The 26,413-nt window shown below is 72.5% G+C and carries 25 protein-coding genes; 11 read left to right on the top strand and 14 right to left on the bottom strand.

Features of this window, described 5'->3' with window-relative positions; all coding sequences use genetic code 11:
* Positions 1–271 precede the first annotated feature (271 nt).
* The 3 genes from ABZ404_RS10815 (at position 272) to ABZ404_RS10805 (ending at position 3,018) form a co-directional block, all read left to right on the top strand.
* Complete coding sequence (locus ABZ404_RS10815) at positions 272–1,894, top strand: protein kinase (RefSeq protein ID WP_358833740.1); 1,623 nt, start codon at positions 272–274, stop codon at positions 1,892–1,894.
* A 74-nt stretch (positions 1,895–1,968) separates the two neighbouring features.
* The gene (locus ABZ404_RS10810; RefSeq protein ID WP_358833741.1) at positions 1,969–2,394 is read left to right on the top strand and encodes a hypothetical protein; all 426 of its coding nucleotides are present in this window, start codon (positions 1,969–1,971) and stop codon (positions 2,392–2,394) included.
* A 93-nt stretch (positions 2,395–2,487) separates the two neighbouring features.
* The gene (locus ABZ404_RS10805) at positions 2,488–3,018 is read left to right on the top strand and encodes a bacterial proteasome activator family protein (protein ID WP_358833742.1); all 531 of its coding nucleotides are present in this window, start codon (positions 2,488–2,490) and stop codon (positions 3,016–3,018) included.
* A gap of 362 nt (positions 3,019–3,380) precedes the next feature.
* On the opposite strand, the gene ABZ404_RS10800 is transcribed toward ABZ404_RS10805, so the two are convergent.
* The 7 genes from ABZ404_RS10800 to pdhA all read right to left on the bottom strand — a co-directional run bounded on the left by ABZ404_RS10800 (position 3,381) and on the right by pdhA (position 11,661).
* Positions 3,381–4,358 (bottom strand): NAD(P)H-quinone oxidoreductase, encoded by a 978-nt coding sequence (locus tag ABZ404_RS10800; protein WP_358833262.1) that lies wholly within the window; start codon positions 4,356–4,358, stop codon positions 3,381–3,383.
* Between the two features lie 10 nt (positions 4,359–4,368).
* Positions 4,369–5,448: a potassium channel family protein gene (locus tag ABZ404_RS10795; protein ID WP_358833263.1), complete on the bottom strand. Its 1,080-nt coding sequence runs from the start codon at positions 5,446–5,448 to the stop codon at positions 4,369–4,371.
* A 145-nt stretch (positions 5,449–5,593) separates the two neighbouring features.
* Entirely contained in the window at positions 5,594–6,877 is a 1,284-nt protein-coding gene (locus ABZ404_RS10790) for a molybdopterin molybdotransferase MoeA (RefSeq protein WP_358833281.1), read from the bottom strand.
* A 56-nt stretch (positions 6,878–6,933) separates the two neighbouring features.
* Positions 6,934–7,785, bottom strand: a complete 852-nt coding sequence (locus tag ABZ404_RS10785) for a DUF6457 domain-containing protein (RefSeq protein WP_358833264.1) — start codon at positions 7,783–7,785, stop codon at positions 6,934–6,936.
* A 359-nt stretch (positions 7,786–8,144) separates the two neighbouring features.
* The gene (locus tag ABZ404_RS10780) at positions 8,145–9,512 is read right to left on the bottom strand and encodes a dihydrolipoamide acetyltransferase family protein (protein WP_358833265.1); all 1,368 of its coding nucleotides are present in this window, start codon (positions 9,510–9,512) and stop codon (positions 8,145–8,147) included.
* Positions 9,512–10,516, bottom strand: coding sequence for an alpha-ketoacid dehydrogenase subunit beta (locus ABZ404_RS10775; protein WP_358833266.1), 1,005 nt, complete (start codon positions 10,514–10,516; stop codon positions 9,512–9,514). Before ABZ404_RS10775 ends, ABZ404_RS10780 begins: the two co-directional genes overlap by 1 nt.
* Entirely contained in the window at positions 10,513–11,661 is a 1,149-nt protein-coding gene (gene pdhA, locus ABZ404_RS10770; protein ID WP_358833267.1) for a pyruvate dehydrogenase (acetyl-transferring) E1 component subunit alpha, read from the bottom strand. The genes ABZ404_RS10775 and pdhA overlap by 4 nt, the downstream gene beginning before the upstream one ends.
* Before the next feature lie 174 nt (positions 11,662–11,835).
* Between pdhA and ABZ404_RS10765 the strand changes: the two genes are divergently transcribed.
* On the top strand, positions 11,836–12,333 hold the full coding sequence (locus tag ABZ404_RS10765) for an Lrp/AsnC family transcriptional regulator (protein WP_358833268.1): 498 nt from the start codon (positions 11,836–11,838) through the stop codon (positions 12,331–12,333).
* A 192-nt stretch (positions 12,334–12,525) separates the two neighbouring features.
* On the opposite strand, the gene ABZ404_RS10760 is transcribed toward ABZ404_RS10765, so the two are convergent.
* The gene (locus ABZ404_RS10760; RefSeq protein WP_358833269.1) at positions 12,526–13,119 is read right to left on the bottom strand and encodes a TetR/AcrR family transcriptional regulator; all 594 of its coding nucleotides are present in this window, start codon (positions 13,117–13,119) and stop codon (positions 12,526–12,528) included.
* On the bottom strand, positions 13,116–14,642 hold the full coding sequence (locus tag ABZ404_RS10755) for a 3-hydroxyacyl-CoA dehydrogenase (RefSeq protein WP_358833270.1): 1,527 nt from the start codon (positions 14,640–14,642) through the stop codon (positions 13,116–13,118). The genes ABZ404_RS10760 and ABZ404_RS10755 overlap by 4 nt, the downstream gene beginning before the upstream one ends.
* A 121-nt stretch (positions 14,643–14,763) precedes the next feature.
* On the opposite strand from ABZ404_RS10755, the gene paaN reads away from it, so the two are divergent.
* Positions 14,764–16,437: a phenylacetic acid degradation protein PaaN gene (paaN, locus tag ABZ404_RS10750; RefSeq protein ID WP_358833271.1), complete on the top strand. Its 1,674-nt coding sequence runs from the start codon at positions 14,764–14,766 to the stop codon at positions 16,435–16,437.
* An 82-nt stretch (positions 16,438–16,519) separates the two neighbouring features.
* Here the strand turns inward: paaN and ABZ404_RS10745 are convergent, their stop codons facing one another.
* The 3 genes from ABZ404_RS10745 to ABZ404_RS10735 all read right to left on the bottom strand — a co-directional run bounded on the left by ABZ404_RS10745 (position 16,520) and on the right by ABZ404_RS10735 (position 19,820).
* Positions 16,520–17,236 carry a TrmH family RNA methyltransferase gene (locus ABZ404_RS10745; protein WP_358833272.1) on the bottom strand — a complete coding sequence of 239 codons (717 nt, stop codon included), beginning with the start codon at positions 17,234–17,236 and terminating at the stop codon, positions 16,520–16,522.
* A complete protein-coding gene (locus tag ABZ404_RS10740; RefSeq protein ID WP_358833282.1) occupies positions 17,233–18,387 on the bottom strand; it encodes an HTTM domain-containing protein in 1,155 nt (384 codons plus the stop codon). The genes ABZ404_RS10745 and ABZ404_RS10740 overlap by 4 nt, the downstream gene beginning before the upstream one ends.
* Before the next feature lie 368 nt (positions 18,388–18,755).
* Entirely contained in the window at positions 18,756–19,820 is a 1,065-nt protein-coding gene (locus ABZ404_RS10735; protein WP_358833273.1) for a DUF5819 family protein, read from the bottom strand.
* 154 nt (positions 19,821–19,974) lie between these two features.
* On the opposite strand from ABZ404_RS10735, the gene paaA reads away from it, so the two are divergent.
* The 6 genes from paaA (at position 19,975) to ABZ404_RS10705 (ending at position 24,971) form a co-directional block, all read left to right on the top strand.
* Positions 19,975–20,979, top strand: a complete 1,005-nt coding sequence (gene paaA, locus ABZ404_RS10730; protein WP_358833274.1) for a 1,2-phenylacetyl-CoA epoxidase subunit PaaA — start codon at positions 19,975–19,977, stop codon at positions 20,977–20,979.
* Positions 20,976–21,263, top strand: a complete 288-nt coding sequence (gene paaB, locus ABZ404_RS10725) for a 1,2-phenylacetyl-CoA epoxidase subunit PaaB (protein ID WP_358833275.1) — start codon at positions 20,976–20,978, stop codon at positions 21,261–21,263. The genes paaA and paaB overlap by 4 nt, the downstream gene beginning before the upstream one ends.
* Positions 21,260–22,009 carry a 1,2-phenylacetyl-CoA epoxidase subunit PaaC gene (paaC, locus tag ABZ404_RS10720; RefSeq protein WP_358833276.1) on the top strand — a complete coding sequence of 250 codons (750 nt, stop codon included), beginning with the start codon at positions 21,260–21,262 and terminating at the stop codon, positions 22,007–22,009. Before paaB ends, paaC begins: the two co-directional genes overlap by 4 nt.
* A 68-nt stretch (positions 22,010–22,077) precedes the next feature.
* The gene (gene paaD / locus ABZ404_RS10715; protein ID WP_358833283.1) at positions 22,078–22,566 is read left to right on the top strand and encodes a 1,2-phenylacetyl-CoA epoxidase subunit PaaD; all 489 of its coding nucleotides are present in this window, start codon (positions 22,078–22,080) and stop codon (positions 22,564–22,566) included.
* Entirely contained in the window at positions 22,567–23,622 is a 1,056-nt protein-coding gene (locus ABZ404_RS10710) for a 2Fe-2S iron-sulfur cluster-binding protein (protein ID WP_358833277.1), read from the top strand.
* A 176-nt stretch (positions 23,623–23,798) separates the two neighbouring features.
* The gene (locus tag ABZ404_RS10705; RefSeq protein ID WP_358833278.1) at positions 23,799–24,971 is read left to right on the top strand and encodes an acyl-CoA dehydrogenase family protein; all 1,173 of its coding nucleotides are present in this window, start codon (positions 23,799–23,801) and stop codon (positions 24,969–24,971) included.
* 164 nt (positions 24,972–25,135) lie between these two features.
* On the opposite strand, the gene ABZ404_RS10700 is transcribed toward ABZ404_RS10705, so the two are convergent.
* Both ABZ404_RS10700 and ABZ404_RS10695 read right to left on the bottom strand, forming a co-directional pair.
* Complete coding sequence (locus tag ABZ404_RS10700; RefSeq protein WP_358833279.1) at positions 25,136–25,480, bottom strand: rhodanese-like domain-containing protein; 345 nt, start codon at positions 25,478–25,480, stop codon at positions 25,136–25,138.
* Between the two features lie 131 nt (positions 25,481–25,611).
* On the bottom strand, positions 25,612–26,367 hold the full coding sequence (locus ABZ404_RS10695) for a hypothetical protein (protein ID WP_358833284.1): 756 nt from the start codon (positions 26,365–26,367) through the stop codon (positions 25,612–25,614).
* Positions 26,368–26,413 lie beyond the last annotated feature (46 nt).

The raw sequence follows: 26,413 nt of genomic DNA, 5'->3' as shown, positions 1-26,413 counted from the left end.
AGCGGTGGTTCCATAGGGTCTTACGGTTGTGCAGTAGTGCACGCTACAGCGTTCGTACAGGACGCCGGTTCGGGATGGACCGGCCATCCAATCGGTTCCGCGTGTACCCATGCAAATTCCATGCGATTCCTGTAACGCTTACGAGACGCTTCTTGCGCGTACGGTCACGGAACGGGCACCCGGCTTGACGTGTCGTACCCCTCGGGCAGACTTGGCTCGAAAATTTCGCAGGATCATCGCTGGCCACCGCGGCCAAGGGGGATGCACAGTCATGAGCCAGGACGGCGCACAGGGCCGCTATGCGGGCGGCTCCATCGCGGGCGGGCGCTACCAGCTGCGCGACCTCCTCGGCGAAGGCGGCATGGCCTCGGTCTACCTCGCGTACGACGCCGCGCTGGACCGCCAGGTCGCGATCAAGACCCTGCACACCGAGCTCGGCCGGGAGGCGTCGTTCCGCGAGCGCTTCCGCCGCGAGGCGCAGGCCGTCGCCAAGCTCCAGCACACCAACATCGTGTCGGTCTTCGACACCGGTGAGGACGAGCTGGGCGGCGCGACGATGCCGTACATCGTCATGGAGTACGTGGAGGGCCAGCCGCTCGGCTCGGTGCTGCACAGCGACATCCAGCAGTACGGCGCGATGCCCGCCGACAAGGCGCTGAAGATGACCTCCGATGTGCTCGCCGCGCTCGAGGTCAGCCACGAGATGGGCCTGGTCCACCGCGACATCAAGCCCGGCAACGTGATGGTGACCAAGCGCGGCGTGGTCAAGGTCATGGACTTCGGCATCGCGCGCGCCATGCAGTCCGGTGTCACCTCGATGACGCAGACCGGCATGGTCGTCGGCACCCCGCAGTACCTCTCGCCGGAGCAGGCCCTGGGCCGGGGCGTGGACGCCCGCTCCGACCTGTACTCGGTCGGCATCATGCTCTTCCAGCTGATCACCGGCCGGATCCCGTTCGACGCCGACTCCCCGCTGGCGATCGCGTACGCACACGTCCAGGAGGAGCCGGTCGCGCCCTCCTCGGTCAACCGGTCCATCCCGCCGGCCGTGGACGCGCTGGTGGCCCGCGCGCTGAAGAAGAACCCGAACGAGCGCTTCCCGAGCGCCGCCGCGATGCGCGACGAGATCGCCCGGATCTCCGCCAGCGGCCAGACGGGCGCCGCCCCGGTGATCACCGGCGGCGGCCCGGTCTCCAGCGGCCAGGGCGTCGGCTCGACGGTCTTCCCGCCGCTGGACGCCTCCGCCGCCCAGCAGGGCTACCCGGGCGGCGTGCAGACGCCGTACCAGCCGAGCCCGTACGGCCCGCCGACGCCGGCCCCCACGCCGCAGCCCTCCTACGGCTACCCGCAGCAGGCGCCGATGCCGGCGCAGCACACCCCGCCGCCGTACACGATCTCCCCGAACGTCCCGCCGTCCGGCGGCCCCTCCGGGAACGCGTCGAACTCCGCCGCCTCCTCGAAGCGGAACACCCCGGTGATCGTCGGTGCGATCGCGGTGGCGCTGCTCGCGGTCGGCGGTCTGATCACGGCGGTGGTGATGAACCAGGGCGACGACGCGAAGGACGGCGGCGACAAGGCCACCGGCGCGGCCGTCGCCGGCCACAAGGGCCCCGAGCGCAGCCGCACGCTGGACACCACCAAGTGCACCAGCCCGCAGAAGTCCGCCCTCGACCCGTCGAAGGTCCAGGCGCCCGACTTCACCTACAAGGACATCCTGTCGGTGAAGCTGTGCATCCAGGCGGCGGGCTGGAAGGTCGACACCACCACCGTGGACAACGGCCAGTGGGGCCAGGACACGGTCGTGACGCAGTTCCCGGCCTCCGGCACCGACGTCGACCCCAAGACGGCCCAGTTCACGCTGACGCTCTCCTCGGGCAACCCGCCGCAGCAGTAGGACGGGCCGGGCGGGATGCACCCGCCTGACGCACCCGGGGTGCCCGCCCCGCCGCCCCGTGTGACGCTGACCGCATGGCTTCAGGGCTTGGGACACGGCTCCGGGCGGCGCTCGGGCCGCTCGGCGCGGGTGCGGCGCTCGCGGGCCTGCTGCTCGTCGCCCCGCCCGCGTACGCGGAGGACCCGGCGCCGCCGTCCGCCCCTCTCGACCAGCGGTTCGCGGGCAACCGGGCCGGTGAGGGCCGCGCCCGGCCTGGCCGCCCGCCGGGCACCCTCCCCTTCGTACCGGACGAGTCGGCGCAGCCGATCGCGGACGCGTTCTCGTCGCCGACGCCGCCCCCGCCGCTGCCGAGCGCGCAGCCCGCGGTGGCACCCAAGGGCCGTCCCTCCGGCCTGTCCGGCACGTCGGACCTGCGGGTCCACGTGCTGTCGATGGGGGCGGGCCTTACCCTGACGGGCCTGGGCCTCGCGTTCCTGGCCCTGCGTCTGCGCCGCCCCTGAAGCGGCTCCCACTCCGCCGCCCTCCAGGGGGTGGATCACCGCTCCCCGGGGGCACAACGTGATGTGAGGCACGTGTGCGAGAGAATGGGCGGCATGGAGATGCCGAGGAACGAACAGTCGCCGGACAGCCCCCACATCCTGGTCGTCGGACAGGACGGCATGGCCATCGGCGGCGGTGACGACGAGTCGCGCGAGGTCCCGGTGACGGAGATGGTCGAACAGCCCGCGAAGGTCATGCGGATCGGCAGCATGATCAAGCAGCTTCTGGAAGAAGTGCGCGCGGCGCCTCTGGACGAGGCGAGCCGTGTACGCCTGAAGGACATCCACGCCTCCTCCGTCAAGGAACTGGAGGACGGCCTGGCCCCCGAACTGGTCGAGGAGCTGGAACGCCTGTCGCTCCCCTTCACGGACGAGGCGATCCCCTCCGAATCGGAACTCCGCATCGCCCAGGCCCAGTTGGTGGGCTGGCTGGAAGGCCTCTTCCACGGCATCCAGACGGCCCTGTTCGCCCAGCAGATGGCGGCCCGAGCCCAACTGGAACAAATGCGCCGAGCCCTCCCCCCAGGCACCTCCCACGACGACGAGGAGGGCCCTGGGGTACGGACGGGGGGCCCGTACTTGTAGGGCGGAGCGTCCGGCGGCACGCGGGGGCCGGGTGGGGGTGCGGCCCCGCCGGGGGCGCAGGGGCGCAGCCCCGCCGGGGTGCAGGGGGCGCAGCCCCCGCCAGGGGCCTGGGGACGGAGTCCCCAGGAGACCCCTCATCCCCACCCACCCCGGGCCACGGCGGGCCTGAGCCCATAACCCAGGGGGCGCAGGGGCGGAGCCCCGCCGGGGGTGCAGGGGCGCAGCCCCGCCGGGGGTGCAGGGGCGCAGCCCCGCCGGGGTGCAGGGGGCGGAGCCCCCGCTCAGGGGTTCGGGGACGGAGTCCCCGGGAAAACCCACCCCCTCCCACCCCCGGAGGGTTTAGGGAAGGGGCGGGGAGGGGCTCAAACCACCAACAACACCTTCCCCACGTGCCCCCCCGCCTCCAACACCCGATGCCCCTCCGCAGCCTCCCCCATCCCCACAACCCGATCCACCACCGGCCGCACCCGCCCCGCGGCAACCAGCGGCCACACATGCTCCCGAACGGCCGCCACGATCGCCGCCTTCTCCCCCGCAGGCCGCCCCCGCAGCGTCGTCGCCGTCACCGCGGCCCGCTTCGCCATCAGCGCCCCGAGGTTGAGCTCGCCCTTCACCCCGCCCTGCATCCCGATGACGGCCAGCCGCCCGTTGACGGCCAACGCCCGTACGTTCCGGTCGAGATACTTCGCCCCCATGATGTCGAGGATGACGTCCGCCCCCGCCCCGTCCGTCGCCTTGCGGACCTCCTCCACGAAGTCCTGCTTGCGGTAGTCGATGAGGATGTCCGCCCCCAGCTCCGCGCACCGCGCCAGCTTCTCGGGCCCGCCCGCTGTGACGGCGACCCGCGCCCCCACCGCCTTGGCCAGCTGGATCGCCATCGTGCCGATCCCGCTCGCACCCCCGTGCACCAACAGCGTCTCGCCGGGCCGCAGATGGGCCACCATGAACACGTTGGACCACACCGTCGAGACGGCCTCCGGCAGCGACGCCGCCACCGTCAGCTCCACCCCGTCGGGCACCGGCAGCAACTGCCCCGCCGGCACCGCCACCTTTTCTGCGTACCCGCCGCCGCTCAGCAGCGCGCACACCTCGTCGCCCACGGACCACCCGGACACCCCTGGCCCGACCGCGACGATCCGCCCGGAGCACTCCAGCCCCGGGTACGGGGACGCCCCCGGCGGCGGCTCGTAATGCCCCTGCCGCTGAAGCACATCCGCACGGTTGACGGCCGCCGCCGCCACCTCGACGAGGACCTCGCCCTCACCCGCCACGGCATCGGGCACCTCGGCCCACACCAGCGCCTCGGGACCACCCGGCTCAGGAATCGTGATCGCATGCATACGGCCGACGCTACTCCGCCGCACCCTCCGAGGCCCCCCTGCCCGCCCGTACGATCGTGATCAGCCGGTCCGTCAGCTGGAGCGGGCTGGCCCGCACGTCGTCGTAGGCCAGCAGCCGGTGTCCGCGCAGCACACTGACCGTGAGGTCCTCCGTCTCCCGGACTCCCCGCCCCACCTCGCTCTTCCTCACGGGCCGCTCCACGATGTCGAGCCCGCTGCCCTGCTGGATGAGGTCCTCCATCACCGTGCCCGCGCTCGGGCTGAGCACGGAGAGCCCGAGCAGCCGCCCCGCCGCGCTCGCGCTGGTGATCACCCCGTCCGCCCCGGACTGCCGCAGCAGCGGCGCGTTCTCCTCCTCCCGCACCGCCGCGACGATCTTGGCCCCACGGTTGAGCTGGCGCGCCGTCAGCGTCACCAGCACCGCCGTGTCGTCGCGCTGGGTGGCAATCACGACCTGACGGGCCCTGGGCACCTCCGCGCGCACCAGCACATCACTGCGCGTCGCGTCCCCGATCACCCCGACGAATCCCTCGGCGTTGGCCGCCTCGATCACCTTCGCGCTCGGGTCGACGACCACGACCTGCTCCTTCTTCAGTCCGGTCGCGCAGAGTGTCTGGATCGCCGAACGGCCCTTCGTCCCGAAGCCGACGACGACGGTGTGGTCTCGCAAGTTCGCCTTCCAGCGGTTGAGCCGCCACTCCTCCCGGGTCCGCTCCGTGAGGACCTCGAGAGTCGTACCGACCAGGATGATCAGAAAGAGCACGCGCAGCGGCGTGATCAACAGGATGTTGGTGAGCCGGGCACTGTCGCTGTACGGGACGATGTCGCCGTACCCGGTCGTGGAGAGCGTCACGGTGGCGTAGTACGACGCGTCCAGCAGATCCACTCTGCCGTCGGCGTTGTCGTGGTAGCCGGCCCGGTCGATCCAGACGAGGAACGCGGTCAGCACCAGCACGCCGAGCGCCATCAGCAGCCGCTTGCCGACCTGCCGCAGCGGCCGGTCCACCACCCGGCGCGGCAGCTTCACCCGCCGCGTGACCAGATTCTCGCCCGCCTGCCGGGCCATCGCGTCCTGGCCGGGCAGTTTCACGTGAAACACCGCCGACGCGCAGGGGAGTTGAGGTGAGCAGGCGTGGTTTCACGTGAAACACCCGCCCGCCACAGCCGACTTGAGCCGGGACGACGTGACCAACGCGCCGCGCCCCCGCCCTCTGGGACCAACGACTCCGCATGTTTCACGTGAAACACCCTTCCCCCGCTCCCAGTTGTCCCCACGGCAGATCAAGGACCTCGATGGCCTGGCCCGCCTTGGCCCCGCCCGGCGGTACGACCGCCAGTCCGTCCGCCGCCGCGATCCCGCGCAGCATGGCCGGGCCGTTGTAGTGCAGCGGCACGGCCTGCTCGCCCCGGTGCACCACGGGCACGAGCCGGGTGTCGTACCGATGCCCGTGCACCTCGTCGCGCAACACGGCGGTGTACGGGCCGGTGGCCGCGGCGCCCCCCGGGTATCCCGCGAGCTCCCGCAGCAGGGGCTCGGCGAGAGTGAGCAGCGCGGAGACGGCCGCGAGCGGATTGCCGGGCAGTCCCACCAGGTGCTTTCCGGCGGCGATCCGGGCCAGCAGCATCGGATGCCCGGGACGGACGGCGACCCCGTCCACCAGCAGCTCGGCCCCGAGTGTCCGCAGCACGGGATGCACATGGTCGACAGGCCCGGCCGCCGTACCGCCGGTCGTCACCACCAGGTCCGCCGTCGAGCCCTCCACGGCCGCGAGCAGCACCCCGGCGTCGTCCTTGAGCCGCCGCGTGGCGACGACCTCGGCACCGAGCATGCGCAGCCAGGGCCCGAGCATCGGACCGAGCGCGTCCCGGATCAGCCCCTCACGCGGCAGCCCCTCGGCCAGCAGCTCGTCGCCGAGGACGAAGATCTCGACGCGGGGCCGGGGCACGGTGCTCAGCTCGTCGTACCCGGCCGCCGCCGCCAGCCCCAGTACGGCCGGGGTGACCAGCGCGGACGCCGGGAGCAACCGGTCTCCGGAACGGCACTCCTGGCCGCGCGGGCGGATGTCCTGTCCGGTGACGACCTCCCGCTGGGCATGGAGCACCGCCTGGGCCGCGTCCGTACGGGCGTGTTCGCTGCGGATGACGGCGGTCGCCTCGGCGGGGATACGCGCGCCGGTGGCGATCCGTACGGCCTCCCCGTCCGCCAGGGGGGCGGGCGCCGCGTGTCCGGCGAGGATGTCGTCGGCCGCGTCCCGGATCCGCCAGGGCCCGGGGCCGGCGACGACCCAGCCGTCCATGGCGGAGGTGTCGAAGGACGGCAGGTCGGTGAGGGCCGCGAGGGGGGCGGCCAGGGTCTCCCCCAGGGCCTGGGGGAGCGGCACCCGGTGGCTGCGGCGGGGCGCCGCCCGTCCGGCCGCGACGGCGGCGTCCCGGGCGTGGTGCCAGGGCGCGGCACGGTGGCGGGGGCCGGGGCGGGGCTCCGGCGCGGGCACGGGGGCGGGAACGGGCGCATTCACCAGGGCCAGCGCCTCCTCCACCCCGTCGTCGACGGGCGACACGGACGGCTCGGCGCCCGTCACGGGTTGAGCTCGTCCTTCTCGGCCGCCCACCGGGTGGCGAGGGCGGCGGCCTTGCGGGCCGCCTCGGCGACGTCGGCGCCCTCCCCGCCCGCCTTGGCGGCCGCGTAGCCGACCAGGAACGTCGTGAGCGGCGCCGCCGGCCGGGCCACGCCGTGGGCGGCGTCCCTGGCCAGGTCGAGCAGTACGCCGGTGTCGACGTCCAGGTCGATGCCGAGTTCGTCCTTGACTGCGGTGATCCATTCATCCAGCACGTTCCCATGCTCCCTGATCCGGGCGCGGGCCGTCGCGATGTCCTCCCAGGTGTCGCAGTCGAAGGAGGCGAGAGCCTGGGGAGCGGTGAGACGGGCGAGGTCGAGTTCCCGGGTCAGCAGCCGCAGGGGGAGGCCCGCCAGGCCTCCGTGCTCGGCCGTGAGGAGGGCGAGTGCGCGGCGGAGCGGCTCGGCCCGGTAGACGGCGACGAGCGGCTGTTCCCGTCCGCTCTCGTCGACGCACAGCACGCCTTCGCGCCCGCCCGCGCCGAGGGCGTCGAGCAGGGCGGTGACGGTGGGCTGCCCCAGGAAGGGCAGGTCGGCGGAGAGCGCGAGCACCACGGGGGCGGTGGTCGGCCGGAGTCCCGCCTCGAGGGCGGCGAGGGGCCCACCGCCGGCCGGTTCCTCCCGCGTCCACCGCACGGGCCGCGCCGTGGTGCGGCGTCCTCCGACGACCACGGTGACTCCGGCCCCGGCGCAGGCGGCGAGCACCCGGTCGAGCAGCGCTCTGCCCCCTACCCGCACCCCGGGCTTGTCCGCCCCGCCGAGCCGCCGCGCGGCCCCTCCGGCGAGCACGATGGCGTCATAGGGCGTCGTCATCCCAGCAGTATGGGCGCACGCGGTAGCGGGGCGACGGCCCGGGCCCGGCGTGCGGCGCGACGGGCTGCGCGGGGCGCGGCTTACCGGGCACGGCGTGCGACGCGACGGGCGACGAGTTGCAGGCTGCGGGCGACGGGCGACGGGTGCAGGCTGCGGGACGGCAGGCGACGGGTTGCAGGCTGCGGGAAGGCAGGCCTGAGATGGCCGGGTGCCGAGCCGTGGCCAGGACACCCGGGGCGTCCCCGTCGCGACGGGCACCGCGACGGACTGCGCGGGGCGCGGCGGGGGGGGCCGGGGCGCGGCGGGGGGCCGGGGCGCGGCGGAACCCGCCGCCCCATTCCCCGGGCGCCCCGTCCCGGTTACAGCGACCGCAGCAGTACCGCCGGCTGCTCCACGCAGTCCGCCACGTACCGGAGGAAGCCTCCCGCCGTACCCCCGTCGCACACCCGGTGGTCGAACGTCAGCGACAGCTGGACGACCTGACGTACCGCCAGCTCGCCCTGGTGCACCCATGGCTTGGGTACGATCCGGCCGACTCCGAGCATCGCCGCCTCGGGGTGGTTGATGATCGGCGTGGAGCCGTCCACCCCGAATACGCCGTAGTTGTTGAGCGTGAAGGTGCCCCCGGTCAGGTCGCCGGGCGTCAGCGTGCCCGCCCGGGCCGCCTCGGTCAGCCGCGTGAACTCCTCGCTCAGCGACGCCGCGCTGCGCGCCTGCGCGTCCCGGACGACCGGTACGACCAGGCCCCGCTCGGTCTGGGCGGCGAAGCCCAGGTGCACGGCCGGCAGCCGCACGATCTCCCGGGCGGCGGTGTCCACCGTCGAGTTGAGCTCGGGGTAGCGGTCGAGGGCCGCCGTGCAGATCCTGGCCAGCAGCGCCAGGACGGAGATCTTCGGGCCGCCCACCGCGTTCATCGCCGCTCGCGCCGCCATGAGTTCGGTGGCGTCCGCGTCGACCCAGCACGTGGCGTCGGGGATCTCGGAACGGCTGCGCGCCAGCTTGTCGGCGACCGCGCCCCGTATCCCGCGCAGCGGTATCCGCGTCCCGGCGGCGGCGGAACCCCCGGCCGTCACGGGCACCGTCGCGGCGGCGGCGGTCACCGGCTGGGCCGCTGTCCGCAGCGCCGACTCCACGTCGCCGCGCAGGATCAGCCCGTCCGGCCCGGAGCCGGTCAGTGCGCGCAGGTCCACCCCGTTCTCCCGCGCCAGCTTCCGTACGAGGGGCGAGATGACGGGCACGGGGCCCTCGCCCAGGGAGGCGGGCGCGGAGGGCGCGGGCGCGCTCGCGGTCGGAGCGGCGGGGCGCGCGGTGCCCGGCGCGGACGCCACCGAGGAGGCGGAAGACGTGGCGGCGGGCGTCGCGCCCACGGGTGCCGGGCGCACCCGGCGCCGCCGCCGCACGGCCTCCCCCGTGCCGTAACCGACCAGGACGTTGCCCGAGTACTCCGAGGACTCCGCGTCGGCCGCCTCGGGCGCTTCGGGCGCACCCACGGCGACGGTCAGCAGCGGCGCGCCGACGGGCAGCTCCGTGCCCTCTTCACCGAAGCGCGCCGTCACCACGCCCCCGTACGGGCAGGGCACCTCCACCATCGCCTTGGCGGTCTCGACCTCGACCACCGGCTGGTCGATCGCCACGACGTCGCCCACCGCCACCAGCCAGCGCACGATCTCCGCCTCGGTGAGGCCCTCGCCGAGGTCCGGCAGCTTGAATTCCAGGACCTTGGGCATCAGCTCTGCGCCTCCCACTGAAGCCGCGCCACCGCGTCCAGGACCCGGTCGACGCCCGGCAGGTGGTGCTTCTCCAGCATCGGCGGCGGATACGGGATGTCGAAGCCCGCGACGCGCAGCACCGGCGCCTCCAGGTGGTGGAAGCAGCGCTCGGTGACCCTTGCCGCTATCTCGCCCCCGGGGCCGCCGAAGCCGGTCGACTCGTGGACGACGACGGCACGGCCCGTACGCCGCACCGAGGCGCACACCGTCTCGTCGTCGAAGGGCACCAGGGAGCGCAGGTCGACGACTTCCAGGTCCCAGCCCTCGGCGGTGGCCGCCTCGGCCGCCTCCAGGCAGACCGGGAGGGACGGGCCGTAGGTGATCAGCGTGGCGCTGCGGCCGGGGCGGCGCACCACCGCCTTGCCGATGGGCGCGACCTCGGTGGGCGCCTGTGGCGACCAGGCGGACTTCGACCAGTAGAGCCGCTTGGGCTCCAGGAAGACGACGGGGTCGTCGGAGGCGATGGCCGCGCGCAGCAGGCCGTACGCGTCCTCCACGGTGGCGGGGGTCACCACGTGCAGGCCCGGGGTCGCCATGTAGTAGGCCTCGGAGGAGTCGCTGTGGTGCTCGACGCCGCCGATCCCGCCGCCGTAGGGCACCCGCACCACCAGGGGCATGCCCATGGAGCCGCCGGTGCGGTTGCGCATCCGGGAGACATGGCTGATCAGCTGCTCGAACGCCGGATAGGCGAAGGCGTCGAACTGCATCTCCACCACGGGCCGCAGCCCGTACATCGCCATGCCGACGGCCGTGCCGAGGATGCCGGCCTCGGCGAGCGGGGTGTCGGTGCAGCGGTCCTCGCCGAACTCCTTGGCGAGCCCGTCGGTGATCCGAAAGACGCCGCCGAGCGTGCCCACGTCCTCTCCCAGGACGTGGACCGAGGGGTCCTCGGCCATCGCGTCGCGCATGGCGCGCTGCAGTGCCTGCGCCATGGTGGCGGGCTTCGCCGCGACCGTGGTCATCGCTGCCCCTCTTCCTCGTCCTCGTGCGCCGCCAGCTCGGCCCGCAGCTGGGCCTCCTGTTCGCGCAGCTGGGCCGTCTTCTCTGCGTAGACGTGGGCGAACAGGTCCATGGGGTCGAGCTCCGCGTCCGCGTTCATCCGTTCGCGCAGGGACGCGGCCATGCGCTCCGCCCCCTCTGCCGCGGCCTTCTTCCCGCTCTCGTCGAGGAATCCGCGGCTGGTCAGCTCGGCCTCCAGGAGCTGGATCGGGTCGTGATCGCGCCACGCCGCCACCTCGGCGTCCACCCGGTAGCGGGTGGCGTCGTCGGCGTTGGTGTGCGCCTCGATCCGGTACGTCACGGCCTCGACCAGCGTGGGGCCGCCGCCCCGGCGGGCGCGCGCGACGGCGTCGGCCAGCACCTCGTGGACCGCCGCCGCGTCGTTGCCGTCGACCAGCCGGCCGGGCATCCCGTACCCCACGGCCTTGTGGGCGAGGGAGGGGGCCGCGGTCTGCTTGGCCAGCGGCACGGAGATGGCGAAGCCGTTGTTCTGCACGAGGAAGACGACCGGGGCCTGCCAGACGGCCGCGAAGTTCAGCGCCTCGTGGAAGTCGCCCTCGCTGGTGCCGCCGTCGCCGACCATGGCGAGCGCCACCACGTCGTCGCCCTTGAGGCGGGCCGCGTGCGCCAGGCCCACCGCGTGCGGCAGCTGGGTGGCGAGGGGGGTGCACAGGGGGGCGATGCGGTGCTCGCGCGGGTCGTATCCGGTGTGCCAGTCGCCGCGCAGCAGGGTAAGGGCCTGTACGGGGTCGAGTCCGCGGGCGACGGCGGCGAGGGTGTCCCGGTAGCTGGGGAAGAGCCAGTCCTGCTCCTGGAGCACCAGCGCGGCCGCGACCTCGCAGGCCTCCTGGCCGGTGGAGGACGGGTAGACCGCGAGGCGGCCCTGCTTGGTGAGGGCGGTGGCCTGCGCGTTGTACCTCCGGCCGCGGACCAGTTCCTCGTACAGCCGCAGCATCAGGGTGCGGTCGAGCGGGGCGTCCGTGCCGAGCACGCGGTACGGCTCGGGGTCCGGGAGCAGCGGGGCGGGGTCGGTGCGGGGCCTCCAGGCAGGGGGAGGGGTGGGCCGGTAGGCGGCGGCACCGGCACCGGGCAGCTCTTGGACCGTCATGACGAAGCACCTCCTCGTGAGAGCGGGAAGGAGGCACGGCAGTGTGATGCGCCTCACCTACCGATTGTTCGGTCGAGAGCGCATTTTGGCTACAGGCACCGCGAGCCTGTGGACAAACGGTTCTGCACAGCCTGGGATAGAGACAGGTCGTCCATGCTAGGGAGGCGGGGGGACATGGCAGCTGAACAAATGGCCGACGAGGGCCAGGGCACCGCGGCACGGCCGCTGGACGCCGTGGACCGCGACATCCTGCGCATGCTCCAGACCGACGGGCGTGCGTCGATACGTTCCGTGGCCGAGCGCGTGCACGTGTCGCGCGCCAACGCCTACGCTCGGATCAACCGGCTGCTGGACGACGGCGTGATCCGGGGCTTCACCGCACGTGTGGACCACGAGCGGGCGGGGCAGGGCGCCTCCGCCTACATCACCCTCAAGATCGTGCAGAACTCGTGGCGCACGGTCCGCGAGCAGCTCCAGGCACTGCCGGGGGCGGCGCACATCGCCCTGGTCAGCGGCGACTTCGACGTCCTGCTGCTGGTGCACTCGCCGGACAACCGGGCGCTGCGCGAACTGGTCCTCACCAAGCTCCAGTCGATCCCCGAGGTGCTGTCCACCCGGACGCTGCTGGTCTTCGAGGAGACCGACCTGGACCCGGGCCCCGCCACGCCGTAGGCGGGCTCGGGTCGGGCGAGGTCGGCCAGGTCGGGTGGCCGGCCAGAAGCCGGACAGCGCCGCCGCGGCGAGCGGCGTCACGGCGAGCGGCGTCACGGCGCACAGGGGCACAGCGGCAACACGGGTGCGCACGCGTTTCATGACCGGGGATGGTGATCGCCATTCCCGGGGCGCGTCAACGTCACGCGCGCGTCAGGGGTGGGTGCGCAGCCCGTCGAAGGCCAGCTGGACGACCGCCTCGGTGACCTGGGCGCGCTCCGCCTCCGATTCGCGCTGCGGCCGGTACCACTCCACCAGCGAGTTCACCATGCCGAAGAGCAGCCGGGTCGCCAGGCGTATGTCCATGTCGGAACGGAGGTCGCCGTCGGCGGCCGCGGCCTTGAGCAGGTCGGAGACCCGCTGGTCGAACTCCCTGCGGCGCTCCATCGCCCACCGCTCGGTCTTGGTGTTGCCCCGTACGCGCAGCAGCAGGGTGACGTACGGAAGCTCCGCCATCAGCACCTCGACCGTACGCCGAGTGACGTACTCGACCCGCTCGATCGCCCGGCCGCGCGTGGCGCCAGGCTCCTCAAGGACGGCGAACAGGCCGTCGATGGCGCGGCTGACGGCCCGCCGCAGCAGCTCCTCCTTGCCGGCCACATGGTGGTAGATCGACGACTTGGAGATGCCGGCCGCCTTGGACAGGTGCTCCATGGAGGTGCCGTCGTAGCCGCGCTCGTTGAAGACCCGCACCGCGACCGTGAGCAGGGTCTCCGGGGTGTAGGTGTCCCGCTTGGCGGTGGTCATGAGGCGGTCTCCTCGCCGTTGCTGTACGACTGCCGGTAGAGGGCGAGGGAGGGCGCGTACCGTCCGGTGGGGCAGCGCTCGTGCATCGCCGACAGCAGGTCGTACGCCCAGTCCCGGCCGAGCCTGCGGCTCCACTCGATGGGCCCGAGGGGGTAGTTGACGCCCAGGCGCATCGCGGTGTCGACGTCCTCGGGCGTGGCGACGCCCCGGGCGACCGCGTCGGCGGCGAGGTCCGCGAGCATCGCGACGGTCCGCGCGACGATCATGCCGGGTACGTCCCCGATGACGCTGACCTTCTTGCCGAGCTTCTGGAAGAGGCCGACGGCCTCGCTCACCGCGCGCGTGGAGGTGTCCTCGCTCGCCGAGAGCGCGATGCGGGTGGCGCCCCGGTAGTCCAGGGCCAGGTCGAAGTAGACGACGTCCGCATACTCGACGGAGGTGCGCCCGTCGGCGGGGACGAGCTGGCCGTCGCCCGGCAGCCCGATGTAGGGGCCGCCCGACTCGACGCTCTTCACCTCGATCCCGGCTTCGCGCATCATCGCGACGAGTTCGGCGGCGGGGCCGAGGTCACCGACGACGGTGACGGCGGCGGGCGCCTCGGCGGGCTCGGCGGTGTGCGGCTCGGGGCGCGCCGCGCCCTCTCCGTAGCCGTACCAGCCGCGTCCGCTCTTGCGGCCGTGCAGGCCCGCCTCGACCAGCCTGCGCTGGGCCAGTGAGGGGGTGAACTTGGGGCTCTGGAAGAAGGCCTCCCACACGGAGCGGGTGACGGCCTCGTTGACGTCCTGGCCGATGAGGTCGGTCAGCTCGAAGGGGCCCATGGCGAAGCCGCCGCTCTCGCGCAGCACGGCGTCGATGGTGGCGGGGTCGGCGCCGCGCTCCTCGTACACGGCGAAGGCCTCGGCGTAGAAGGGCCTCGCGATGCGGTTGACGAGGAAACCCGGGGTGTCGGAGCACCGCACCGGGGTCTTGCCCCAGGCCCTGGCCGTCTCGTACGCGCGCGTGGCGGCGGCCTCCTCGGTGGCGAAGCCGGAGACGACCTCGACGAGGGGGAGCAGCGGCGCGGGGTTGAAGAAGTGCAGCCCGACGAAGCGGCCCGGATGGCGCAGGGCGCCCGCGACGGCGGTCACGGACAGGGAGGAGGTGTTGGTGGCGAGCAGGCAGTCCTCGGCGACGATGTCCTCCAGGGCCGTGAAGAGCCGCTGCTTGACGTCGAGTTGCTCCAGGACCGCCTCGACGACCAGCGCGGCGTCCGCGAGCTCGGCGAGTTCCTCGGCCGGGTGCAGCCGGGCGAGCGCCGCGTCGCGCTCGGCCGATGTGATCCGGCCTTTCTCCACGAGCCGGTCCAGGCGGCCCGCGATGGCCTCGGCGGCCTGGCGCGCCCGGCCGGGGACGGCGTCGTGGAGCCGCACGGGGTGCCCGGCCACCAGGGCCACCTGGGCGATGCCCTGCCCCATGGTCCCGGCGCCGACGACGGCGACGGCGCGGTCCGGCCCGACGGCAGGGCTTGGTTCGATGGCGGTCATGACGCGATCCTCCCCGATGCGTTGTCCACAGGTTCGACGGACCCCCTTGTCCCGACCGATCGTTCGGTTACTCTAACTCTGTCCGCCCGTCCCTGCCCAGCTCGACGAGGAGTTGGTCCGTATGGCCGCCCAGCTCAGCCCCCAGCAGCTCACCGAGTCCCACCGGACCACGCTCGACCAGGCCCTGGAAGCGATCCGCACCCGTGCGTACTGGTCCCCCCACCCCGAGCACCCCAAGGCGTACGAGAACGACGGCAAGGCCGCCTTCGACGCCCTGCTCGGCTCCCGCTTCGACCTGGACCAGCCTGGCACCGACGACTGGACGGGCGCGGAAGTCTCCCCCTACGGGACGGAGTTGGGCATCACCTACCCGCACCCCGACCTGGAGGTGCTGCTCCCGGCGATGAGGGCCGGCATGGGCGCCTGGCGCGAGGCCGGGCCCGAGCTGCGCGCCCTGGTGTGCCTGGAGATCCTCTCCCGCGTCTCCGCGCGCACCCCGGAGCTGGCGCACGCGGTCATGCACACCAGCGGCCAGGCCTTCATGATGGCGTTCCAGGCGGGCGGCCCGCACGCCCAGGACCGCGGCTTGGAGGCGGTGGCGTACGCGTACCAGGAGCAGACCCGCACCCCCTCGGACGCGGCGCACTGGTCCAAGCCCCAGGGCAAGCGCGACCCGCTGGAGCTCAGCAAGACCTTCATCCCCGCCGCCCGCGGCATCGCGCTGATGATCGGCTGCAACACCTTCCCGACGTGGAACGGCTACCCCGGCCTGTTCGCCTCGCTGGCCACCGGCAACCCCGTCCTGGTCAAGCCGCACCCGCGCGCGGTGCTGCCGCTGGCCCTGACCGTCCGGATCGCCCGCGAGGTCCTGTCCGAGGCGGGCTTCGACCCGAACCTGGTGGCCCTGGCCGTCGAGCGTCCCGGCGAGGGCATCGCCAAGACGCTGGCCGTCCGCCCCGAAATCAAGATCATCGACTACACGGGCTCGACCGCCTTCGGCGACTGGCTGGAGGCCAACGCCCGCCAGGCGCAGGTCTACACCGAGAAGGCCGGCGTCAACACGGTCGTGGTGGACTCCACCGACAACTACAAGGGGATGCTCTCCAACCTGGCGTTCTCGCTGTCCCTCTACAGCGGCCAGATGTGCACCACCCCGCAGAACCTGCTGATCCCCCGCGACGGCATCACCACCGACGCGGGCGAGAAGTCCTACGACGAGGTGGTGGCCGACCTCGCCGCCTCGGTCGGCGGCCTGCTCGGCGACGACGCGCGCGCCAACGCGATCCTGGGCGCGCTGGTCAACCCGGACGTGAAGGCCCGCCTGGAGGCCGCGTCCGGGCTCGGCGAAGTCGCCCTGCCCTCCCGCGAGATCACCAACCCGGAGTTCCCCGACGCGGTGGTGCGCACCCCGGTGATCGTCAAGCTGGACGGCGCCAAGCCGGACGCCGAGGCGGCCTATCTGTCGGAGTGCTTCGGCCCTGTCGCCTTCGCCGTGGCCGTCGACTCCACCGACGGCGCGCTGGAGCTGCTGCGGCGCACGGTCCGCGACAAGGGCGCCATGACGGTCGGCGCGTACACGACGTCGCGGGAGGTGGAGCGCGCGGCCGAGGAGGTCTGCCTGGAGGAGTCCGCCCAGCTCTCCCTGAACCTGACGGGCGGGGTCTACGTCAACCAGACGGCGGCGTTCTCCGACTTCCACGGCTCCGGCGGCAACCCGGCGGCGAACGCGGCCCTGTGCGACAGCGCGTTCGTGGCCAACCGCTTCCGGGTCGTGGAGGTCCGCCGCCAGGCCTGACCCGCGCGTAGCGGGCGCCCGGACGCGCGCGTAGCGGACACCCAGACACGCGTACCGGGCGTCCGCGCCGGGCCCGGCTGCCTCAGAGCGCCGGGTCCGGGATGGTGGCGTAGCGCTGCACCCAGGCGTGCATCGCGATCGCGGCCGCGGCGCCCGCGTTGATCGACCGGGTCGAGCCGAACTGGGCGATCGAGCACACCGCCGAGGCGTGCTCGCGCGCCTCCTCGGTGAGGCCCGGCCCCTCCTGCCCGAACAGCAGCACACACCGGCGGGGCAGCACGGTGCGCTCCAGCGGTACCGCGCCCGGGAGGTTGTCGATCCCGATGATCTCCAGCCCCTCGGCGGCCGCCCACGCCGTCAGCGACTCGGTGTCGGGGTGGTGGCGTACGTGCTGGTAGCGGTCGGTGACCATCGCGCCGCGCCGGTTCCAGCGCCGCCGCCCCACGATGTGGATCTCCTTCGCGAGGAAGGCGTTGGCGGTCCGTACGACGGAGCCGATGTTGAAGTCGTGGCCCCAGTTCTCCACCGCCACATGGAAGTCGTGGCGGCGGGTGTCCAGGTCCGCGACGATCGCCTCACGCGTCCAGTAGCGGTAGGCGTCGACGACATTGCGCCGGTCACCGTGCGCGAGCAGCTCCGGGTCGTACCGTTCGCCCTCGGGCCAGGGCAGCGGATGCGGCCCCACCCCGACCTCCGGCGCGAACCCGTCGTCGTACTGAAGCGGCTCCGGGCTCCGAAGCGGCTCCGGCGCCGGGTTCTCGGCGCCGGAGGAGGGGCTGGGGCTGGTCTCGCTGCTCACGCCACGAGCGTACGGGGCCGCTGCTCCTCGTCCGCACGCCCCCGCGGGGCCGCCCGGCGCGCCAGCCGCTCACGCAGCCGTCCGGCACGGCCGCCCAGCCAGCGCAGGAACCCGGTCGGCAGGAACACCGCGTCGGCCGCGATCATCGCGAGCGAGAAGAACGGCAGCCCGAGCAGCAGGGCGATCCCGGCGTGCTCCATCATCATCGCCACCAGCAGGACGTTCTTGACCCGCCGGTTGAAGAGCGTGAACGGGAACGCGACCTGGACGGCGACCGTTCCATAAGTGAGCAGCATGACGATCAGGCCGCTGCCGCCGAGGATGTCCGACAGGGCGGGCCAGGGCGAGAAGTAGTCCAGGTGCAGCGGGTAGTAGAGCGCGGTGCCGTCCTGCCAGCGCGAACCCTGGATCTTGTACCAGCCGGCGGTCGCGTAGATCAGACACACCTCGGCCATGATCACGACCATGGTGGCGTTGTGCGCGAGGTTGGCGACGACGTCGAGCAGGGCGCGCGGGTCGCCCTGCGCGTACCGCCCGGCGGCCCACCACAGCGCCTGCACCGCCCACAGACCCCAGAAGATGAGCAGCCAGCCGCCACTCGCGTCGCCGAGCAGCGTGACGGCGAGGAGGCAGAGACCGAGGACGCTCCACAGCACCGGCCCCACCCGGTCGGCCACCGGCTCGCCGGTCCGGGCGGCGCGCGCCGCGGCCCGTTCGCGCCGGCGCGCGTCCAGCGACCAGACCTGGCCGCAGCGAGTGAGCACGAGATACATCGCCATCAGGTGGATGACGTTGTCCCCACCGTCCCCCATGAAGACGGACCGATTCTGCAGCGACAGGACACCCACCATGAACAGCACGGACATGGTGCGGGTGCGCCAGCCGAGCAGCAGCAGGGCGCTGGAGAGCACGGCGACGGCGTAGACGACCTCGAACCAGAGCGTGCTGTCCGTCCACAGCAGCGCCGTGAAGGCGTGGTTGCCGTCCACCAGCCGCTGGGCCATGTCCCAGCTCCACGGGCCGTCCGGACCGTACAGCTCCCGGCGGTGCGGCAGCTCGCGCAGCAGGAAGAGCAGCCAGGTCGCGGAGAAGCCGATGCGCACGACCGCGCTCTGGTAGGGACCGAGCGCCGCGCCCGTGACCCGGCGCAGCGCCTGGGCGGGCTTGGACTCGGGGGCCGGAGCATGGGCCGGAGCATGGGAGAGCGGGGCCGCGGGGGCGGTATGGGCGTCAGGGACTGGGGAGGGGGCCTGAGGGGCCTGGGGGGCCTGGGGAGTCGACAGTGTCTGGTGTTCGAGGGAGGCGTGCCAGTGCCACCCCTGGGGCTCAGGGGACGTACGTGAAACCTGGGGCTCGGGGGTCGTACGTGACACCTGGGGTTGCTCCTCGGCGGGCCCGCCCGTCGCACTGTTCACGGACCCGCGCCCGGGGCCGCTCGCCGTTTCACTCATGGCCCCGCCCGGGGACTCACTCGGGGACTCGCTCGTGAATCCGCTGGTGGACTCACTCGTGGACTCGTTCATCGGCCGGCCTCCGTGCGCGCCTCGGCGGAACCGGCGCCGCCCGGGAGGTCGGCGGCGGTCACGGTCCACCAGGGGACGACCCGGTAGTACGGCCGGGTGTCGATCTTCTCGTCGCTCCACACCGGAGCCTTCACGGACCTCGTCACGGACCTGACCTGTACACGCTCGACGGTTCCGCCGTCGTGGTGCGCGCCGAGGCGGAGCATCACGATCCGGTGGATGTAGCGGTCGGAGAGCTCGCCGCGCAGCCCGTTGGGCTTGTTGTCGTCGGTGTGGGAGTTGATGAAGAACTCCCAGCCCCGGCGCAGCTCGTTCTGCTGGGTGTGGCTGGGCAGCGGGTTGCCGCGGATGTGGGAGCCGTCCTCGGCCGTCAGGTCGATCCAGTCGGTCGTCTTCCGGTTCCCGTCCGGCATACGGATCTCGGCCCGGGCCTGGACCGCGATGTTCTGCTGGAGCGGGTTGGGCGCGAAGAGCTTCCAGTTCTGCTCGAACTCGGGGTAGATCCAGTCGTCGATGACCTTGCCGTGCTGCTTGGTGACCGTGTTGGACGGCGCGACGTGCAGGAACACCATGGCGATGTGGACGATCCCCACCACCGCGACGACGGCCAGCGCGAGCGCGCCCGCCACTTGATACGGCAGTGACAGCCCGGCGATACCGCGCCCGGGGACACCGGGAGCCGGGGACTCGAAGGCCTGGGGAGCCGGGGAGCCGGGGGCGTCGGAGGCCGTCGGAGCAGGGGCGGCGGGGGAACCGGGGGGCGGGGAGGCCAGGGCGGCGTGCGTAGGCGCGCCGGGCGCGGGGTTCGGCGCGCCCGGCGCGGGGGCGGGTGCCGCCGTGGCGCCGGACGCGGGAGCCGATGCGTCCGAGGCGTCGCCGGGCCGGTGCACCTCGTCGCCGCGCGGGCTCGCGGGACCGCCGGGCGCGGTCACGTCGTCGCTGGTGGGAGCGGGTGCGGCAGCGCCAGGAGCGGCCTGCGGGCCGCCGTCAGCGGCGTCCGGCCCGGGCCGCCGGAGCCGATCCTCCCCGCCCGGCACGTCCTTGTCGTCGTACGAATCCATCCCGCCCCGATCCCGGTTGGCTCCACTGGGTTATCCACAGGGTTGACACCCTACGGGCCGTCGACTCACCATTGAAGTCAATGAACCGAACGATCGGTCGGGCGCGAGTGGCCCGGCGGACGACCCGGAATCGACAGCTCGGCAGGGGGCTCGGATGACGGCAGTGACCGCGGAGACCGGCACCAACAAGCACGGCACACCGACGGCGGACGAGCAGGACACGTCGGCGTACGAGGCCGCGTTCGACGCCGCGGTGGCCGCCGACGAGCGCATCGAACCGCGCGACTGGATGCCCGAGGCCTACCGGGCCTCCCTCGTCCGCCAGATAGCGCAACACGCCCACTCCGAAATCATCGGCATGCAGCCCGAGTCCAACTGGATCACCCGAGCACCCTCGCTGCGCCGCAAGGCGATCCTCATGGCGAAGGTGCAGGACGAGGCCGGCCACGGGCTGTATCTGTACAGCGCGGCGGAAACCCTCGGCGTCAGCCGCGACGACCTGCTCGACAAGCTCCACTCGGGCCGCCAGAAATACTCATCGATCTTCAACTACCCCACTCTGACCTGGGCCGACGTCGGCGCCATCGGCTGGCTCGTGGACGGCGCCGCCATCACCAACCAGGTCCCCCTCTGCCGCTGCTCCTACGGGCCGTACGCACGGGCGATGGTCCGCGTCTGCAAGGAGGAGTCCTTCCACCAGCGCCAGGGCTACGAACTGCTCCTCGCCCTCTCCCAGGGCACCCCGCAGCAGCACGCGATGGCGCAGGACGCGGTGGACCGCTGGTGGTGGCCCTCGCTGATGATGTTCGGCCCGCCCGACGACGAGTCGTCCCACTCGGCGCAGTCCATGGCCTGGAAGATCAAACGGCACTCGAACGACGAGCTCCGCCAGCGCTTCGTCGACATCTGCGTCCCCCAGGCCGAAGCGCTCGGCCTCACCCTCCCCGACCCCGACCTGCGGTGGAACGAGGAGCGCGGACACCACGACTTCGGGACGATCGACTGGACCGAGTTCTGGGACGTCCTCAAGGGCAACGGCCCCTGCAACGAACAAAGGATCACCCAGCGGCGCCGCGCCCACGAGGAAGGCGCCTGGGTCCGCGACGCGGCAGCCGCGTACGCGACCAAGCAGCACAGGAACGGGGAGGCAACGGCATGACCTCACACGACTGGCCGCTGTGGGAGGTGTTCGTGCGCTCGCGCCGCGGACTGTCCCACACCCACGCCGGAAGCCTGCACGCCCCGGACGCCCAGATGGCCCTGCGCAACGCACGCGACCTCTACACCCGGCGCTCCGAAGGTGTCTCCCTCTGGGTTGTGCCCTCCAGCGCCGTCACCGCCTCCTCCCCCGACGAGAAGGACTCCTTCTTCGAACCGGCCGGCGACAAGCCCTACCGCCACCCGACCTTCTACGAGATCCCGGAAGGGGTGAAGCACCTGTGACGGCCCCGACCCCCGCGCCCACGACCCACACCCCCACCCCCGCGGTCGCGGCCGCCCTCGCCCTCGGCGACGACGCACTGGTGCTCTCGCACCGACTGGGGGAGTGGGCCGGGCACGCCCCCGTCCTCGAAGAGGAAGTGGCCCTCGCCAACATCGCGCTCGACCTGCTCGGCCAGGCCCGCGTCCTGCTCTCCCTCGCGGGCGACGAGGACGAGCTGGCCTTCCTGCGCGAAGAGCGCGCCTTCCGCAACCTCCAGCTGGTCGAGCAGCCCAACGGCGACTTCGCCCACACCATCGCCCGCCAGCTCTACTTCTCCACCTACCAGAAACTGCTCTACGGGCAGCTCGCCACAGGCGACGGCGAACTCGCCGGGCTGGCCGCCAAGGCGGTCAAGGAAGTCGCCTACCACCAGGACCACGCCGAACAGTGGACCCTGCGCCTGGGCGACGGCACCGACGAGAGCCACGGCCGGATGCAGCGTGCCTGCGAGGCGCTGTGGCGGTTCACCGGAGAGATGTTCCAGCCCGTCGACGGTGTCGACATCGACTGGCAGGAGACCGAGCAGACCTGGCTCGCCTCCATCACCTCCGTGCTGGAGCAGGCCACCCTGACCGTCCCCGAAGGCCCCAGGACCGGCGCCTGGGCCGCAGGCGCGGGCCGCCAGGGCCTGCACACCGAACCCTTCGGACGGATGCTCGCCGAAATGCAGCACCTGCACCGCAGCCACCCGGGGGCGACATGGTGACCGACACGACCGCAGCCGATGCCATGACCACGGCCAGGGCCACACCCACGGCCACGGCCACGGCCGAGATGACCCCGCTCGAACGGGACCTGGCCCGGCTCGCCGGATCCGTCCCCGACCCCGAGCTGCCCGTGATCACCCTGGAGGAACTCGGCGTGCTGCGCGGAGTCCACCTGGACAGCCCCGGCAAGGTCACCGTCCGGCTCACCCCCACCTACACCGGCTGCCCCGCCATCGAAGCGATGACCGCCGACATCGAACAGGTCCTGCACGAGAACGGAATCCCGGACGTCACCGTCGTCCGCGTCCTGTCCCCCGCCTGGTCGACCGACGACATCAGCGATGAAGGCCGCCGCAAACTGGCCGAGTTCGGGATAGCACCACCCCGGCCGCGAAGCGCCGCCGAAGGCCCCGTCGCGCTCACCCTTTCCGTGCGCTGCCCGCACTGCGGCTCCACCGACACCGAGCTGCTGAGCAGGTTCTCCTCCACGGCCTGCAAGGCACTGCGCCGCTGCGTCACCTGCCGCGAACCGTTCGACCACTTCAAGGAGTTGTAGATGTTCCATCCACTCCGGGTGAGCGAGGTCGAACGGCTCACCGACGACGCGGTGACCGTCACCTTCGACGTACCACCGGAGCTGCGCGAGGCCTACCGGCACCGCCCCGGCCAGCACCTCGCCCTGCGCCGCACCGTGCAGGGCCAGGAGATCCGCCGTACGTACTCGATCTGCGCGCCCGCCGTCGAACAGCCCGGCACGCCCGTCCTGCGCGTCGGCATCCGCCTCGTCGAGGGCGGCGAGTTCTCCACGTACGCCTTCAAGGAACTCACCGTCGGCGACACGGTCGACGTCATGGAACCGATGGGCCGCTTCATCCTGGAGCCCCGCCCCGGATACTTCGTGGCCATAGTCGGCGGCAGCGGCATCACCCCCGTCCTGTCCATCGCCACCACCCTGCTGGAACGGGAACCCGAAGCCCGCTTCTGCCTCATACGCAGCGACCGCACGGTGTCGTCCACCATGTTCCTGGAGGAGACGGCCGACCTGAAGGACCGCTTCCCCGACCGGTTCCAGCTGGTCACCGCACTCTCCCGGGAAGAGCAGCAGTCCGGACTGCCCTCCGGCCGGCTCGACCAGGAACGGTTGACGGCCCTGCTGCCCGCGCTGCTCCCGGTGGAGGACGTCGACGGCTGGTACCTGTGCGGACCGTTCGGCCTGGTCCAGGGCGCCGAACGGGCCCTGCGCGAATTGGGCGTGGCCCGCGGCCGCATCCACGAGGAGATCTTCCACGTCGACGAGGCTCCGGCACCCAGCACCGCCGCGACTACGGCTCCGGCGCATGCCGCGCTGACCGCGACGCTCCACGGCCGCTCCGGCACCTGGCCGGTCCAGGACGGCGAGAAGCTCCTGGACACGGTGCTGCGGGCGCGTTCGGACGCCCCGTACGCCTGCAAGGGCGGGGTGTGCGGCACCTGCCGGGCGTTCCTGGTCAAGGGCGAGGTGCGCATGGACCGCAACTTCGCCCTGGAGGAGGACGAGACCGAGGCGGGCTATGTGCTGGCCTGCCAGTCCCGCCCGGCGACGAAGGAAGTGGAGCTGGACTTCGATCGGTGAGGGGGGCGGGGGTTTGGCTTGAGGGCGGGGCTTGGGGAGGTGGGGGGGAGGGGGCCGGGGGGGAGGGCCCCCAAGGTTCAACTTCTCGTCCGGCGGTCCCGCCCATTCCCATCCGCTAGAACCTGTTCTATCTTGACGCCTCATCAGATCCGCTGCGTGCGCGGGAGGACAGGGCTGTGGACTTCACCTTCAGCGAGGAACAGCAGGCGGCCGTCGAAGCGGCAAAGGCGGTCTTCTCGGGGGTCGCACCGGACGCCGTACCGAGCCCCGCGCTGACCCAGGGCGCGGTGGCCGAGGAGTTCGACCGCCCGCTGTGGGCGAAGCTCGCGGAATCGGATCTGCTGAGCCTGGTCATCGACCCCCAGTACGGCGGTGCGGGCCTCGACCCCATCGCTCTCTGCCTGGTGCTGCGCGAGTCCGCGAAGGTGCTGGCTCGGGTTCCGCTGTTGGAGAGCAGCGCGGTGGCGATGGCCGTACAGCGATACGGGGACACCGAGCTGGCCCGTGAACTGCTCCCCGCCGCAGGCCGGGGCGAGCTCGTGTTCACCGTCGGGGCCAACGGCCGCACCGGCCACGACCCCGCCGAACTCGCCGTCACGGCACGGCAGGAGAGCGCCGGAGACGGCGACTGGGTGCTGGATGGAGTGCAGACTGGGGTGCCCTGGGCACAGAACGCGGACCGTATCGCCGTACCGGCCCACACCGGCGAGGGCCGCGCCGTACTCGCGCTGGTCCCCCGTGTCCACGACGGGATCACCCTCACCGACCAGGTCTCCACCAGCGGGGAGCGCCTCGCCGAGGTCCGCCTCGACTCCGTACGGATCGAAGCACGCGCTGTCGTCACGGCCGAAGGGGCCTGGGAGTGGCTGCGCGAGCTGCTGGCCACCGGCACCTGTGCGCTCGCGCTGGGCCTCGGCGAAACCGTATTGGGAATGACCAGCGCGTACACCGGCAAGCGCGAGCAGTTCGGGTTCCCCATCGCGACCTTCCAGGCGGTCGCCGTCCAGGCGGCCGACCGGTACATCGACCTGCGCGCGATGGAAGCCACCCTGTGGCAGGCGGCGTGGCGCATCAGCACGGGCACGGGGTCGGGGGCGGGGGCGGCCCTGGGCACCGGGGGGCCACTGCCTGTATCGGGGGATGTGGCGGTGGCGAAGATCTGGGCCTCCGACGGCGTACGCAGAGTCGTACAGACCGCACAGCATCTGCACGGCGGGTTCGGCGCCGACACCGACTACCCTCTGCACCGCTACCACGCCTGGGCCAAACAACTGGAACTGTCACTCGGCCCGGCCGCGGCCCACGAGGAAGCCCTTGGCGACCTGCTGGCCGCGCACCCACTCGGATAGCGGGACCGCACACGGCCGCTCGCGCCTGGCTACCGCGTACGACCGGCTCCGACCGCGGCGCAAGGCCGGGCTGCGGCGCCGGTCGGACGATGCAGCCCGTCCGACGACGCCGGTCAGGGACCAAAGCCCGTCAGAGAGCAAGGCCCGTCAGGGGCGAGAGCCGGTCAGAGGACGAAAGCGGGGCTGTCGTTGTCGCTGACCATCGGGCGCCCGGCGGCGTCCCACGCCTGCATGCCGCCGTCGATGTTCACGGCGTCGATCCCCTGCTGCACCAGATACTGCGTGACCTGCGCGGACCGGCCACCGACCCGGCACATCACATACGCCCGGCGGCCGTCCTCGACAGCCTGCGTCACCTCGCCGAAGCGCGCCACGAAACCGCTCATCGGCACATGCAGCGCGCCCTCGACGTGCCCGGCCGCCCACTCGTCGTCCTCACGGACGTCCAGCACCAGGGCGTCGGCCGGCACGGCGGCGGCCTCCACGGACGGCAGCTGGGCGAAATTCATGGGTCATGCCTTCTCTCGTACGCGTCGGCTGTCCCGGTCACGGCGCCGAAGCAGCCGCGACGGACGTCTCGGCCGGTCACCGGTACCGGCCGGTCAGCGAGGTCAGCCGTGTGGCCAGGTCACAGGGAACGCTACTGCACCAGCTCCGCCAGGACCGCCTCGCGCCCGGCGACCTCGGCCAGCAGCTGCTCGGCGATCTCCTCCAGAAGCCGGTCCGGGTCGTCGGGCGCCATCCGCAGCATCGAGCCGATCGCGCTGTCCTCCAGCTCACGAGCCAGCACGGCCAGCAGCTCCTTGCGCTGGGCCAGCCACTCCAGCCGGGCGTAGAGCTCCTCGCTCTCGCTGGGGCGCGCTTCCTCCGGCACGGGGCCTGCCGCCCACTCCTCGGCGAGCTCCCGCAGCAGCTCCTCGTCGCCCCGGCCGTACGCGGCGTTGACCCGGGTGATGAATTCCTCGCGCCGGGCCCGTTCCTGCTCCTCCTGCGCGAGGTCGGGGTGCGCCTTGCGGGCCAGCTCGCGGTAGAGCCTGCGCGCCTCCTCGCTGGGGCGGACCCGCTTTGGCGGCCGTACAGGCTGGTCGGTGAGCATGGAGGCGGCCTCGGGGGAGATCCCGTCGGAGTCCATCCAGTCGTGGAAGAGCTCGTCGACCCCGGGCATGGGCATGACGGCGGCTCGCGCCTCACGTGCCTTGCGCAGGTCCTCCGGATCGCCGGTGAGCGAGGCCCTGGCCTCGGCGATCTGGGCGTCGAGCTCGTCGAGCCGGGCGTACATCGGGCCGAGCTTCTGGTGGTGCAGGCGGGAGAAGTTCTCCACCTCCACGCGGAAGGTCTCGACCGCGATCTCGAACTCGATCAACGCCTGCTCGGCCGCCCGCACAGCCCGGTCCAGCCGGGCTTCGGGCCGCTCCGCGTTCTCGTCCGCGTTCGCTGGGGCG

This window comes from Streptomyces sp. NPDC005878 (genome assembly GCF_040629815.1).
Classification (GTDB): Bacteria; Actinomycetota; Actinomycetes; order Streptomycetales; family Streptomycetaceae; genus Streptomyces.
Note: the sequence above shows the minus strand (reverse complement) of the source record. Positions and strands in the feature narration are given on the sequence as shown.